General features: G+C 70.7%; 12 protein-coding genes. 6 read left to right on the forward strand and 6 right to left on the reverse strand.

Annotated elements, in window-relative coordinates; all coding sequences use genetic code 11:
• The coding region (locus ACFYWL_RS10300) for a tetratricopeptide repeat protein (protein WP_386970059.1) at positions 1-499 on the reverse strand (499 nt) is incomplete at its 3' end.
• Positions 500-831: 332 nt separating this feature from the next.
• On the opposite strand from ACFYWL_RS10300, the gene ACFYWL_RS10305 reads away from it, so the two are divergent.
• From ACFYWL_RS10305 to ACFYWL_RS10320, 4 genes are all read left to right on the forward strand, one after another.
• Positions 832-1,161, forward strand: coding sequence for a hypothetical protein (locus ACFYWL_RS10305; RefSeq protein WP_386970062.1), 330 nt, complete (start codon positions 832-834; stop codon positions 1,159-1,161).
• A gap of 28 nt (positions 1,162-1,189) precedes the next feature.
• Positions 1,190-3,448 carry a CHAT domain-containing protein gene (locus ACFYWL_RS10310; protein ID WP_386970064.1) on the forward strand — a complete coding sequence of 753 codons (2,259 nt, stop codon included), beginning with the start codon at positions 1,190-1,192 and terminating at the stop codon, positions 3,446-3,448.
• Positions 3,438-4,658 (forward strand): tetratricopeptide repeat protein, encoded by a 1,221-nt coding sequence (locus ACFYWL_RS10315; RefSeq protein ID WP_386970067.1) that lies wholly within the window; start codon positions 3,438-3,440, stop codon positions 4,656-4,658. The genes ACFYWL_RS10310 and ACFYWL_RS10315 overlap by 11 nt, the downstream gene beginning before the upstream one ends.
• A 336-nt stretch (positions 4,659-4,994) precedes the next feature.
• On the forward strand, positions 4,995-6,695 hold the full coding sequence (locus tag ACFYWL_RS10320; protein ID WP_386970070.1) for a cellulose binding domain-containing protein: 1,701 nt from the start codon (positions 4,995-4,997) through the stop codon (positions 6,693-6,695).
• 85 nt (positions 6,696-6,780) lie between these two features.
• On the opposite strand, the gene ACFYWL_RS10325 is transcribed toward ACFYWL_RS10320, so the two are convergent.
• The gene (locus ACFYWL_RS10325; RefSeq protein ID WP_386970073.1) at positions 6,781-7,272 is read right to left on the reverse strand and encodes a tetratricopeptide repeat protein; all 492 of its coding nucleotides are present in this window, start codon (positions 7,270-7,272) and stop codon (positions 6,781-6,783) included.
• 442 nt (positions 7,273-7,714) lie between these two features.
• Between ACFYWL_RS10325 and ACFYWL_RS10330 the strand changes: the two genes are divergently transcribed.
• Positions 7,715-7,966, forward strand: coding sequence for a hypothetical protein (locus ACFYWL_RS10330; RefSeq protein ID WP_386970075.1), 252 nt, complete (start codon positions 7,715-7,717; stop codon positions 7,964-7,966).
• A 43-nt stretch (positions 7,967-8,009) separates the two neighbouring features.
• Entirely contained in the window at positions 8,010-9,185 is a 1,176-nt protein-coding gene (locus tag ACFYWL_RS10335; protein ID WP_386970078.1) for a tetratricopeptide repeat protein, read from the forward strand.
• Between the two features lie 203 nt (positions 9,186-9,388).
• Here ACFYWL_RS10335 and ACFYWL_RS10340 read toward each other — a convergent pair whose 3' ends face one another.
• From ACFYWL_RS10340 to ACFYWL_RS10355, 4 genes are all read right to left on the reverse strand, one after another.
• Entirely contained in the window at positions 9,389-10,198 is an 810-nt protein-coding gene (locus ACFYWL_RS10340; RefSeq protein WP_386970080.1) for a pectate lyase, read from the reverse strand.
• Between the two features lie 658 nt (positions 10,199-10,856).
• On the reverse strand, positions 10,857-11,579 hold the full coding sequence (locus ACFYWL_RS10345; RefSeq protein WP_386970083.1) for a CDP-alcohol phosphatidyltransferase family protein: 723 nt from the start codon (positions 11,577-11,579) through the stop codon (positions 10,857-10,859).
• Complete coding sequence (locus ACFYWL_RS10350) at positions 11,557-12,621, reverse strand: iron-containing alcohol dehydrogenase family protein (protein WP_386970086.1); 1,065 nt, start codon at positions 12,619-12,621, stop codon at positions 11,557-11,559. Before ACFYWL_RS10350 ends, ACFYWL_RS10345 begins: the two co-directional genes overlap by 23 nt.
• Entirely contained in the window at positions 12,609-13,340 is a 732-nt protein-coding gene (locus tag ACFYWL_RS10355) for a sugar phosphate nucleotidyltransferase (RefSeq protein WP_386970089.1), read from the reverse strand. The genes ACFYWL_RS10350 and ACFYWL_RS10355 overlap by 13 nt, the downstream gene beginning before the upstream one ends.
• Between the last annotated feature and the right edge of the window lie 114 nt (positions 13,341-13,454).

Raw genomic sequence — 13,454 nt, forward strand, 5'->3', positions numbered from 1 at the left:
CGCGGTCGCCGACTTCTCGCCGGATGGGCAGGGCTTGGTGGTAGTGGTCGAGGGCCCGCTGCTGGTCCCCCAGCCCGTTGTACACGTGGCCGATGTTGTTGAGCGTGACGGCTTCGCCGGTCCGGTCGCCGACCTCTCGCAGGATGGGCAGGGCTTGGTGGTAATAGTCGAGGGCCCGCTGCCGGTCCCCCAACCCGTCGTAAACGAGGCCGATGTTGGTGAGAGTGGCGGCTTCGTTGCCTCGGTCGCCGGCCTTCTGGTAGATGGTCAGGGCCTGCTGGTAGTCCTCCAGCGCCAGCCAGGGCCGACCGGTCGACGACCGCGCCCAACCCCGGTCGTAGAAGGCACTAGCGTCCGGGCCCAGTGTCAGGGTCGCGGTGGCCATCGCCTCCACGGCGGCGAACCGCGACGTGCGCAGCCACAGCCGGCATACCCGGGCACTGGTGTGCCGGGCGATCTCCGCCTGCCGACCGGCGACGGCGAGCCGATGCACCTCCACGTGTCGGGCGACGGTCGCCGTCCCAGCAAGGGCAAGGGGACGTGATCGCGACGGTTCTGGGTCTTCCATGCCCCGATCCGCCCCCTTCGTTCTGCGGGCCGTGGCAGCACCTGCGTGGGGCGGGTGCATCGGTCGTCAAGTTTCTTGCTGGGACGGCCGGGGCGTGGTCGGTGAGTCGGAAACTCGTCACCCGGGCCGGGTTCTCCGGCCGGGCCCGGGATGCGAATGGAACGTACAGTGGCCGCCATGGCCCGCCGTCGATCACCTGGCCTGGGCCGGGCGCGGGCGGTGCTGGGCCGGCTTGGCCAGGCAGCTTGGGGGAGGCGCGAGTGATGGGTAATGCCACGGTCGAGGTGTCCGGGGCGCAGGCCGCGAGGTGGGCGGCGGAGTTGCGGGTCGCGCTGGCCGAGGCCGTGGGGCCGGAGGGCAGCGTGTCGCCAATGCAGGTGCAGCGGTCGGCGGAGATGGTGATCGCGGTGATCGGGTTGGTGTTCTCCGGGGTCGAGGTGGCCAAGACGATCACCGAGTGGTGGGGTGCCCGCCGCCGGGACGGTGCTGCGGTGACGGTGCTGCTGCCTGATGGCACCCGGATCGAGCTGGCCGAGGGCAGTCAGACGCGGTTGGAGATCGCCATGCGGCAGGACGACGCCGGCCAGCACTGAAACCGGCCGGCAGACGGGGGATGGGCTGATGAGCACCTTCGAGCTGGAGGTCTTCGCGCAGACCTCCAACTACTACGAGCTGCGCTTGTCCGCCGACGGCGAGCCGCCTCGCACCCGTGGCTTGGACCGGGCCGCCGTCGATGAGCTGATCGCGCTGGTAGGGCGTGACTACAGCACCGACGCCGCCGCGCAGAAGGTGTACGGCGCGGTCCGGCTGGCTGAGCTGGGGGCGCGGCTGGCGGAGTTCCTCGACGGCGACCAGCGGTGGCTGGCCCCGATGCTGGCCCACCCCTCCGGGTCGGTGCTGCGGATCACCGCCGAGCAGCGGCTGCGGCACCTGCCCTGGGAGCTGCTCGCCTGGGAGGGCGCGTTCCTGACCGTGGCCGGGCGGGCGCCGCTGTTGCCGGTGCGTGCGGTCGGCACCCACGCGGCGCTGACCGGTGCGGTCGCGCCGGGCAACCGGCCGTTGCGGGTGCTGTTCATGGCGGCGTCGCCGGAAGGCGTCGAGCCGGTGCTCAACTTCGAGGCCGAGGAAGCCGCGATCCTGGCCGCGACCCGACGCACCGGCACCGATCTGGTGGTCGAGGAGAGCGGCACCCTGGAGGGGCTGCGTTTCCTCAGCCGCGACTACGGGTCCGGTTACTTCGACGTGCTGCACCTGAGCGGGCATGCCACCACTGCCGGCGGGGAGCCGGTGTTCGTGGTGGAGGACGAGTTCGGCGCGGTCGCCAGGGCGACGGCCGACCAGCTCGCTCAGGCAATGCAGGGGCACTGGCCGAGGCTGGTGTTCGTCTCCGGCTGCCTGACCGCCGACGCCCCCGACGGTGGGGTGTTCCCGTCGATGAGCGAGAGCCTGGTGCAGGCCGGTGCCCCTGCGGTGCTGGGCTGGGCGCTGCCGGTCGGGGACGTCTCTGCCACCGACTTCGCCGCCGCCCTCTACCGGGCTTTGGCCGACGGCCAGCCACTGGACCGGGCCGTCGTCGAGGCCCGCCGCCACCTGTTCCACGACAAGAAGAGCAGCTACTGGCATCTGCTCCGGCTCTACGCCGACCGGTCCCCGCTGGCACCCATGGTCACGCCGCTGCACACCAAGGGTCGCAAACGCTTGCAGGTGCGCCCCGCCGACCAGCAGTTCCTGGACCCGCAGACCCAATTGTCCCGGGTGGCGTCCCGCGCCGAGTTCGTCGGCCGGCGTCGCGTCATCCAGCGGTGCCTGCGCGTCCTGCGCCAGCCCGCCGACACCCCGGGCGCGGCGCAGGGCCTGCTGCTGGCCGGGATGGGCGGGCTCGGCAAGAGCAGCCTGGCCTCCCGGCTGCTGGAGCGCATGCCCACCCACCAGCGCGCCGTCTGGTATGGCCGGGTCGACGCCATCAAGTTCCGTGAGCTGACCAGCAAGATCCGTTTTGACAGCGTCGACCAGACCGTCGAGGCCAACAAGCTTCTCGACAACGAGCAACTCCCGCTTCCGATCCGTCTGCGGCACCTGCTCGACGTCGACGGGCCGCTCGGCGGGACGCCCTGCCTGTTCGTGTTCGACGACTTCGAAGCCGGCAACCTCGACACCCGCGCCGACGGCAGCCGGGTGCTCGCCCCGGCAATGGCCGAGATCCTGCCTGCCCTGCTCACCGCCATCCGCGACACCGGCAGCCCGAGCCGCGTCGTCATCACCAGCCGCTACCGCTTCCCCGCCCTGGCCGGCACCACCATCGCCGTCGAGGCCCTGGAGACGCTCACCGCCGTCGAGCAGGACAAGAAGATCGCGAACCTGGCCAATCTGCGCCCTGAGTCCACGATCGACCCTGCCATCCGCGACCGGGCGATCGAGGCCGCAGCGGGCAACCCCCGGCTGCTCGACTGGCTCAACCGGATCGTCGGCGATCCCACCCTCGACATCGATGGGCTGCTCACCGCCATCGAGAACGAAGCCGACCGGTTCCGCCGCGAGACCGTCCTGGCCGACAACCTGCTCGACTCCCAGCCCCTCGAACTCCGCCGCATGCTTGCCAAGGTCAACGTCGTCGAGCTGCCCGTGCCCGCCGCCACCGTCCACGCCCTGCACCAGCACTCCGACGCCGCCGGGCACATCCAGCGGGCCGTCGAACTCGGCCTGCTCGAAGAGGGCACCGACCCGGACACCCGCCAGCCCCGCTACTACGTCTCCAACGTCCTGCATCCCCTCGTCCGTCCCCTGCTCACCGACGACGAATACATCGAGGCGTGTGCCGCCGCCGCCCAGTCCCTCTACCAGCTCTGGGTCCTCGACCCCGCTGCCTCCGATGGCCACTGACCCGAGGGCCCTCGCCCGGTGGGCCGAGGTGCATAGGCTTGCCGTAGCCGGTGCGCAGGCGTCGATCGCCCGGGACGTCGGTACCCGGGTGTGCCTGGTGTGGCTGCATACCTCGCGGTTCGCCGCCGTCGAGGCCATGGCCACCGCGACCCTGACCCTGAGCGCAGACGCCAACGCCTTTTTCCACCGTGCCTGGGCGTTGTCGTCGACCGGTCGGCCCTGGCCAGCGCTAAGGGACTATCAGCGGGCTCTGACCATGTACCAGCAGGCCGGTGACCGAGGTCGGGAAGCCGCCACCTTCAGCAACATGGGCCTCGTGTATGCCGAGATAGGGGATTGGCGGCGGGCTCTCGACTTCTATGGCCAGGCTCTCCCTGTCCTGCGGGAGGTGGGTGATCGGGCTGGCGAAGCCGCGACTCTCAGCAACGTTGGTGGTGTGCACGCCGGGTTGGGGGATTGGCGGCGGGCTCTCGACTTCTATGGCCAGGCTCTCCCTGTCCTGCGGGAGGTGGGTGATCGGGCTAGCGAAGCCGCTACCCTCAGCAACGTCGGCCTCGTGTACGTCAGATTGGGGGACCGGCAGCAGGCTCTCGACTTCTTCCACCGATCCCTCGCCGTGGCGCGGGAGGTGGGTGATCGGGTTGGCGAAGGCGTGACCCTCAATAACATCGGCCTCGTGTATGCGGGGTTTGAGGATTGGCGGCGGGCTCTCGACTTCTATGGCCAGGCCCTCCCTATCCGGCGGGAAGTCGGTGACCGCGCCGGCGAAGCCGCCACCCTCCATAACATCGGCGGCGTGTACGCAGGGTTGGGGGACCGCCAACAGGCTTTCGACCACTACCACCAGGCCCTGCCCATTCGGCGGGAGGTGGGTGATCGGGCTGGCGAAGCTGTGACCCTCAATAACATTGGCCAGGTGTACGCCGGGTTGGGGGACCGGAAGCGGGCCCTCGACCACTACCACCAGGCCCTGCCCATTCGGCGGGAGGTCGGCGACCGGGCCGGCGAGGCCGTCACGCGGTACAACATCGCGATGCTCCACCGGGCGGACGGGGACCTCGACCAGGCAATCCAGGAACTCGAACACGTCGTCGACCTGGAACGGCAGATCGACCACCCCGACCTCGAAGCCGACACCGCCGTCCTCGAACAACTCCGCCGTCAGCGCGCGAAAGACCACGGATCCGAGCCACCACCTGCGGGACCGTGAGGGCAGCGATGCCGACGACTCAGGCGAGATGCTCCTGACGCCGACCGGTGGCGCTGCGCTCGGCATCGTACTGCCGAAGGGGGTGTGCTGGTCGTCGCCTGAGCGGGTGCAGGGTCGCCTGGTCACCGGGCCGGTGGGTGCTTGACCCGTGTTATGGATGGAACCTAAACTTTCGCCTTGTTATCGCTAACAGTGGCGTCAGTCGATGAGAGCCGACGGGTCATTGACGCCGGGGTCAAGGGCAGTCCCCAGGGCGACGCTGGAGGGCGGTGCCGACCGGTCCGGGCAGGGCCGGGGCACGCGCGTGTCACCACCACCAGCCAGGAGGACGCAAACATGACGCAAGAGCAGAACGGGCCGGCCGGCGGCGAGCGGCGAACGCTGAGCCGCAGGGCCGTCCTGACGACGGTGGGGGCCGTGCCGGTCGCGGCGGCGGCCGGGACGCTGCTGGGGGCCACGGGAGCCTCGGCCGCGCCCGCGACCATCAACGTGTCGGCGCAGCGCCAGACCATCAAGGGGTACGGCGCGATGGCCCACGCGGCCTGGATCGGCGACCTGACGGCCTCCCAGCGGGAGACGGCGTTCGGCACCGGCGAGGGCCGGCTCGGCTTCTCCATCCTGCGCATCCCCGTCGGCGAGAGCTCGGCCGACTTCGGCCGCGACCTCGCCACGGCGAAGCGCGCCGTCGAGCTGGGGGTGACCGTCTTCGCGTCGCCGTGGAACCCGCCGGCCAGCATGATCGAGACCTTCACCCGGGGCAGCCAGACCAACGCGAAGCGGCTCCGCTACAACGCGTACGCCGCCTATGCGCAGCACCTCAACGACTTCACCACCTACATGCGCAACAACGGGGTGCCCCTCTACAGCATCTCCGTGCAGAACGAGCCCGACTACGCGCACGACTGGACCTGGTGGACCACCACCGAGATGGTGCGGTTCCTGAAGGAGAACGCCGGCTCGATCAGCACCCGGGTCATGGCGCCCGAGTCGTTCCAGTACGTCAAGTCCATGTCGGACCCGATTCTCAACGACGCCGCCGCGCTGGCCAACGTGGACATCATCGGGGCCCACCTCTACGGGACGTCGTACTCGAACTTCCCGTACCCCCTGTTCAAGCAGAAGGGTGCGGGCAAAGAGCTGTGGATGACCGAGGTCTACTACCCCAACAGCAACGCCAACTCCGGTGACGCCTGGCCCGAGGCGCTCGACGTGGGCGAGCACATCCACCGCGCCATGGTCGACGCCGAGTTCCAGGCGTACGTCTGGTGGTATTTGCGGCGCAGCTACGGCCCCATGCGCGAGGACGGCCAGATCAGCAAGCGCGGTGCCATGATGGCGCACTTCGCCCGGTTCGTCCGGCCCGGCTACACCCGGATCGACGCGACGGCGAACCCGGCGTCGAACGTCTACGTCTCGGCGTACCGGGGCGGCGACACCGTCGTCATCGTCGCCGTCAACAAGAACACCTCGTCGGTGAGCCAGCAGTTCACCCTGTCGGGCGCCACCGCGTCCGGCAGCGTCTCGAACTGGCTGACCGACGCGAGCCGCACCGTCGCGCCGCAGAGCGCGCTCACCATGTCGAACGGCTCCCTCACCGTCACGCTGCCCGCCCGAAGCATCATGACCTTCGTGACCAGCGTGAACGGCACCACGCCGCCCACCACGCCGCCGCCCACGAGCCCGACCCCCACGCCCACCGCCACGCCCCCGCCTGCCGGCACGGGTCCCCGGGTCGCCTACACGATGAACTCGTGGGGCTCCGGCTTCACGGCCAGCATCGACATCACCAACACGGGCACCTCGGCGATCAACGGCTGGACGCTGGCCTTCACCCTGCCCTCGGGCCAGTCGATCACCTCGGGCTGGAACGCCACGTTCTCGCCGTCGAGCGGCCAGGTGAGCGCCCGCAACGTCGACTACAACGCCGCGATCGCCCCCGGGGCCACGATCAGCATCGGCTTCCAGGCCAACACCAGCGGCAGCACCGCCAAGCCGACCGCCTTCACCCTCAACGGCGTCGCCTGCACGGTGGTCTGACGGCCACGGGACGTCGAACATCCGGGTGCGGCCCCTCCGGCGTCGGAGGAGCCGCACCCGGCGTACGTGCTGCTGCTGTTGCCTTTCAGGTGGGTTCCTGGCCGCCCGCGCGTTGCCGACGGAGTTGTTCGAGGACGGCGATGCTTGCTTTGAGACTGGGGTGGCCCATCTGCCGGTTCAGTTCCACGACGTGTTCGATCTCCTCGATCGCCTGGTCGAGGTGGCCTCCCGCCTGGTGCACCATCGCGATGTTGTAGCGGGTGACGGCCTCGCCGACCCGATCGCCGACCTCCCGTTGCAGGGGGAGGGCCCGGTGGTAGTGGTCGAGAGCCCGCTGCCGGTCGCCCAACCCGTCGTACACGAGACCGGTGTCGCTGAGGGTGGCGGCTTCGTTGCCTCGGTTGCCGGCCTGCTGGTACCTGGTCAGGGCCTGCTGGTAGTCCTCAGCGCCGGCCAGAGCCGGCCGGTCGACGACCGCGCCCGACCCCTGTCGTAGAAGGCGCTGGCGCCCGGGCCCAGGGTCAGCGTCGCGGTCGCCATGGCCTCGACGGCGGCGAACCGCGAGGTGCTTATCCACGACCGGCACACCTGGTCACCGGTGCGCCGGGCGATCTCCGGCTGCCGCCCGGCAACGGCGAGTCGATGCACCTCCACGTACCGGCTGACGGCGGCTGTCGCGGCGGGAGTGACAGGGCGCGGTCGCGACGGCTCTCGATCCTCCATGCCCGATCCACCTCGCTTTGCCTGCTGCTCCCGCTCGTCGGCGTGGCGGTTGCCGAAGGTCGGACCGTGGCACCACCGGCGTGGGCGGGTGCGTTGGTCGTCATGTTCTTCCCACTGCGCCCGGGGTGCGGTCGGTGAGTCGGAAATTCGTCACCTGCGCCGGGTTCTCCGGCCGGGACCGGGGTGCAAATGAAACGTACAGTAACCGCCGTGGCCTGCCGTCGATCACCTGGCCTGGGCCGGATGTGGGCGGTCGCGGGCCGGCTTGACCAGACGCATTGGGGAAGGCGCGGATAATGGGCAATGCCACGGTGGAGGTTTCCGGGGCGCAGGCCGCGAGGTGGGCGGCGGAGCTGCGGGCCGCGCTGACCGAGTGCAGTCAGGCGCGGCTGGAGGTCTTCGCGCGGACCTCCCACTACTACGAGCTGCGCCTGTCCGCCGACGGCGAGCCGCACGTCGACGTGGTCGGCCTATCCGTGCCCGCCGTCGCCGCCCAGTCCCTCTGTCAGCTCTGGGTCCTCAACGCTGCCGCCCCCGATGGCCACTGACCCGAGGGCCGCCGAACCGGCGGCCCTCGCCCGGTGGGCCGAGGTGCATCGGCTCGCCGCCGCCGGTCGGCAGGTGGCGATCGCCCGGGACACCGGTGCCCGGGTGTGCCGGGTGTGGCTGCGTACGTCTTGGTTCGCCGCCGTCGAGGCCATGGCCACCGCGACGCTGACCCTGGGACCGGACGCGGGCGCGTTCCACGACCGGGGTCGGGCGCGGTCGTCGACCGGCCGGCCCTGGCCGGCGCTGGAGGACTACCAGCAGGCCCTGACCATCTACCAGCAGGCCGGCGATCGAGGCAACGAAGCCGTCACCCTCGGCAGCATCGGCGCCGTGTACGACAGGTTGGGGGACCGGCAGCGGGCTCTCGACCACTACCGTCGGGCCCTCCCCATCCAGCGTGAGGTCGGCGACCGGGCCGGCGAAGCCGCCACCCTCAACAACACGGGCCACGTGCACGCCAGGTTGGGGGACCGGCAGCGGGCTCTCGACTACTACCGTCGGGCCCTCCCCATCCAGCGTGAGGTCGGCGACCGGGCCGGCGAAGCTGCCACGCTCAACAACATCGGTGGCGTGTATGCCGGGTTGGGGGACCGGCGAGCTCTTGACTACTACCGCCGGGCGTTGCCTATCGCACGTGAGGTTGGCGACCGGGCCTGCGAAGCTGCCACGCTCAACAACATCGGTGGCATGTATGCCCGGCTGGGGGACCGACAGCGATCCCTTGACTACTACCGCCGGGCGTTGCCTATCGCACGTGAGGTCGGCGACCGGGCCGGCGAAGCCGTGACCCTCAACAACACGGGCCACGTGTATGCCGGGTTGGGGGACTGGCAGCGGGCCCTTGACTACTACCGTCGGGCCCTCCCCATTCGGCGTGAGGTCGGCGATCGGGCCGGCGAAGCCGCCACGCTCAACAACACGGGCCGCGTGTATGCGGGGTTGGGGGACTGGCAGCGGGCCCTTGACTACTACCGTCGGGCCCTCCCCATTCGGCGTGAGGTCGGCGATCGGGCCGGCGAAGCCGTCACGCGGTCCAACATCGCGATGGTCCACCGGGCGGGCGGTGACCTCGACCGGGCGATCCAGGAGCTCGAACAAGTTGTCGACCTGGAACGGCAGATCGACCATCCCCGCCTCGAAGCCGACACCGCCGTCCTCGAACAACTCCGCCGACAGCGCGCAGAAGACCAGGAACCCGAACCGCCTGCGGGACCGTGAGGGCACCGCCGCGCCCCACACTGCGCCGATCTTGCACTTTCGGCCCCTCGGGTGGGTGCTTCATCCCATTCGTCGGGGCCACAACCGCAAGATCGTGTGAACGTGGGACGCGGGCAGCCGGGCTGGACGTGGGGTTGGCGGGCGGCGGGCCGCGCACGACGTGTGCGCGGCCCGCCTCGCGTACGGCTGAACTGCTCTTTGTCCTACTTGTAGGTGATGTTCGACGACGTGTACTTGCAGTACGTACCGTCGGGGCCGCTGCCCGTCTTGACGGGCTCCTTCCCGGTGTTGTTGCCGGTGTAGCGGTCGCAGATGGAGATCTTCCTGCTGCTGTCGCCATAGATGGTGATGCCCGAGAACGTCGCGGTGTCGCCGTAGTTGGTGTTGATGCCGGCAAGCGCCGATCCGGGTGCGGTCACGGTGACGTTCTGGATGACGACCGTCCGCTTGTGCTGGGTCGAGCAGTTGCCGCACGACCGGTACAGCTTGCCGAAGTTGCTGACGTCGAAGTTCTTGATGGTCAGCGTGCCGCCGCCGTTGTGCTGGAACACCTTGTCGGAGGCGGAGCGGGCGCCACCGCCGTCGACCGTGTAGTTGGCCGACGAGCCGCCCTTGAACGTGGCGGCGTCCTCGCCCACGTCCTCCCACCAGACGTTGATCAGCGTGCAACTGCCCTTGCAGTGGATGCCGTCGGCGGCCGGCGAACCGATGATCAGGTTCTTGACCACGGCTCCGTCGGCCAGCTCGAAGATCGGCTTCTGGCTCTCGCTCTGGCCGCCGTCGCCCATCGCGCCGCCGGCCTTGTAGCGCACCATGCCGAAGTCCTTGGTGCCGCTGACCGACTGGGTGCTGGTCACGGTCGTGGTGCTCTTGGGCGTCGGCCAGGTGGCGGCCTGCGCGGCGGTCTGGGTCACGGCCAGGCCGGTGGCGACCAGGCTCGCGGTGACGAGCGGCAGCAGGGCGAGCCGCCAACGCCGGTGGCGTGGCGTCGCACCATTCTCACGTGTGGTCACGTGTCCTCCGAGTTGGATCAAGGGACGGGGTGGTGGCGGGTCTGCGTCCGCAGGCGGCGGGAAAGCGCTTGCCTGCCGGTTGTTACAGTACGACAACCGTCGATGGCACGAAAGAGGGTTTCCTGGTGAGTGCCAATCTGGGCTTGGAGGTCGACGCATCGTTCTCTGCCGGTCGCCGTGGGAGACGGGCCTCCTTGGCGGCCGAACTGAGTCCCACCCCGGCCGGGCGAAGCGGGCGATGCCGCCCAGCGGAGAGTTCCCGGGCGTCAGCAGACCCGTTGGTGGGTCGCTGTGACGGGCTGCCCGCCCGCAGACACCGGGCGACCTTGGACAGAAACTGCTCTCCAGCAACCGGAACTGTCCAAGATTCGCGCGACCGCGACCGCGACCGCGACCGTGGTCGCGGGCGTGGGTGTGGGCGCGACCGTGGGTGTGGGTGGGTGTGACCGTGGGCGTGGGCGTGGGTGGGGGGCGGAACGGCGAGCGCCGCCTGGCGCTGCGCGCCGCTGCGCGAGCGCGGTGCAGCGTCGCGCCGCGCCGACCCCGGCGAAGTCGCCGAGACTTGTCAGGGCGCTGAGCTGTGCGGCGTCGAGCGGTACGAGTCCGGCGTTAAGAAGGGGCCCCTGCTATGCAGAATGCGTTAACAAGGTGCCCTTCCTTACCGCAGCGAAGCGCGGGCGGAGAAGGCGATGCTCGCCAGCAGGAAGCCGCCGTTGACGATCGTGAACGCCACGATCACCCAGAACACCAGGGCCGGGGCGAACGCCAGCACCAGGCCCGCCACGAAGATCACCGCGCCGTAGTCGCGGACCAGCTTCACCAGCCGCACCGGCAGCGACGTCGAGGTGACCATGCTGGCCGCGTTCGGGCCGGACTGCATCACCGACGTGACGAGGTTGACCATCCAGGTGCCCGCGAACAGCGCGACCAGCCACGTCGGCGTCGACGGGCGCTGCGCCACCGCCGTGGCGGACAGGGCGGCCACCAGGGCGATCTGCGCGGCCACGTCGCAGAGCACGTCGACCCGCGCGCCCGCCGCGCTGCCCGTGCCGGTCACCCGGGCGAGCTGCCCGTCGGCGCAGTCCAGCGAGTAGGCCACCTGCCAGCCGACCAGCGCCGCCAGCCCCACCGCCCACGCCGGTACGCTCCCGGCGGCCACCTCGTCGGCGAGCGCGACCACGGTCACCGAGGCGGCCAGCCCGAGCACCAGGTTGGCGATGGTCAGCGCCGTGGGGCGCAGCCCGAGCCGCTGGGCGACCAGCGCGAACACCGCGCCCAGCCACTGGCTGACCGACTCGCTGAACAGGCCGCCGCCCCGGTTGACCCGGTGGAAGTCGGCTACGGAGGGGCGGGCGGGATCAGCCAAGGTCGCGGAGTGCACCGGCGTAGTCTGCCAGCCGCTCCCGCGTCTCGGAAGCCGACATCGCCAGGTGCTCCAGGATGGTGTACCGGTCGGGGCGGGTGGCCGGCGCGAACTGCACCGCCTCGACGAACTGGTCGTCGGTGAGCGCCACCTCGGCCGGGAGCCGGGGCAGGTTGTGCCGGGCCAGGCACGCCGACATCTCCGCGAACCGCCGCGCGTCGCCGCGCAGGAACGTGCAGAACAGCGCGCCGAGGCCCGCCAGCTCGCCGTGCGAGGCGGTGCCGGGGAAGATCGCGTCGATCGCGTGCATGATCTCGTGGCAGCCGCCGCTGGACGGGCGGGACGTGCCGGACACCGCCATCGCCAGGCCGCTGGAGATCAACGCCTCGGCCAGCACCGTGACGAAGGCGTCGTCGGTCATGTCGCCGGGGTGGGCGAGGACCGCCTCGGCCCCCATCCGGGCCAGCGACGCGGCCAGGCCGTCGACGGGCTCGCCGCGTACCTGGCGGGCCAGCTCCCAGTCGGCCAGCGCGCTGATGTTGCTCACCACGTCGCCGATGCCGGCCCGGTTGTGCCGCTCCGGCCCGGCCTCCACGAAGTCGAGGTCCACGATCACGGCGATCGGGATGTGCACCCCGTAGGAGCCTTTGATCCCGCCGGTGATCAGCGACGCCACCGGGGAGGCGATGCCGTCGTTGGCCAGGCTCGTCGCGACGGTCACCATGGGCAGGCCGCGCCGGGTGGCCGCGTACTTGGCCACGTCGATCGTCTTGCCGCCGCCGATGCCGACCACCGCGTCGTACGACCGGGCGCGCAGCTTCCCGCCCAGGTCGTCGGCCGCCTCCAGGGTGCCCCCGGCCACGGTGAACACGTCGGCCGAGCGCAGCGACGGGCGGATCAGCTCGGCGATCTGCCCGCCCTGCCCCGGCCCGACCACGACGGCGACGTCGCCCCCGGAGGAGATCCGCCCGTCGGCCAGGATCGCCGCCAGGTCCGCCACCGCGCCCCGCCGCACGTCGATGTGCAGCGGGGTGAGGATCGTCCGGGCTAGTAGCGGCACGCGATCTCCCGCGCCCGGGCCAGGTCGTCGTGGTTGTCGACCTCCACCCAGGAGACGTCCCCGATCGGCGCGGCCCGCACCTCGCCGCCCCGCTCGGCGAACTCCTGGTAGCCGTCCTCGTAGTAGAGGTTCGGGTCGCGCCGCCAGGTCGCCTCCAGGGCGTCGGCGAGCGCGTCGGCCACCTGCGGCTCGATCAGCGTCGCGCCGATGTACTCCCCGTACGCCTCGCCCGGGTCCATCAGCTTGGTGATGCGGGTGAGCTGGCCGGCGGCGTCGAAGGTGGTCTTCATCTCCTCCTCGGCCAGCGTCTTGAGCGTGTCCACGGCGAGCAGGATGCCCGGCCCGCGCTCGGCCAGCAGGGTCCGCTCGACGCTCACCGGGTGCACGGTGTCGCCGTTGACCAGCAGCACGCCCTTGGCGAAGTGCTCCCGGGCCAGCCAGAGCGAGTACGCGTTGTTCCACTCCTCGGCCTTGTCGTTGTGCACGAGGCTGAGCGTGACGCCGTGCCGCTTCTCCAGCTCCGCCTGGCGGGTGACGACCGCGTCGGCGGCGTACCCGACGACGACCACCACGTCGGTGAGGCCGACCTCGGCGAGGTTGCGCAGCGCGATGTCCAGGATGGTGGTGTCACCGTCCACCGGCACCAGCGCCTTGGGCAGGGTGTCGGTGTACGGGCGCAGCCGACGCCCCGCACCGGCCGCGAGGACCATCCCGATCATGCAGTTGCCTCCCTGGTTCGACTCCGGGTCACCGGTGGAGGATAGCGCCGGGGCCCACCCCGCCCGCCGTCAACCGGCGCGCCAGCCCGGCCGGGCCGCGCCCGATCCCGGCGC

It is taken from the genome of Micromonospora sp. NPDC002575 (genome assembly GCF_042889525.1).
GTDB lineage: Bacteria > Actinomycetota > Actinomycetes > Mycobacteriales > Micromonosporaceae > Micromonospora > Micromonospora carbonacea.

Excerpts from the sequence above, each read along its gene's own strand:
- ACFYWL_RS10305 (WP_386970062.1), top strand. The coding sequence starts at position 832 with ATGGGTAATGCCACGGTCGAGGTGTCCGGGGCGCAGGCCGCGAGGTGG.
- ACFYWL_RS10310 (WP_386970064.1), top strand. The coding sequence starts at position 1,190 with ATGAGCACCTTCGAGCTGGAGGTCTTCGCGCAGACCTCCAACTACTAC.
- ACFYWL_RS10315 (WP_386970067.1), top strand. The coding sequence starts at position 3,438 with ATGGCCACTGACCCGAGGGCCCTCGCCCGGTGGGCCGAGGTGCATAGG.
- ACFYWL_RS10320 (WP_386970070.1), top strand. The coding sequence starts at position 4,995 with ATGACGCAAGAGCAGAACGGGCCGGCCGGCGGCGAGCGGCGAACGCTG.
- ACFYWL_RS10330 (WP_386970075.1), top strand. The coding sequence starts at position 7,715 with ATGGGCAATGCCACGGTGGAGGTTTCCGGGGCGCAGGCCGCGAGGTGG.
- ACFYWL_RS10355 (WP_386970089.1), bottom strand. The coding sequence starts at position 13,340 with ATGATCGGGATGGTCCTCGCGGCCGGTGCGGGGCGTCGGCTGCGCCCG.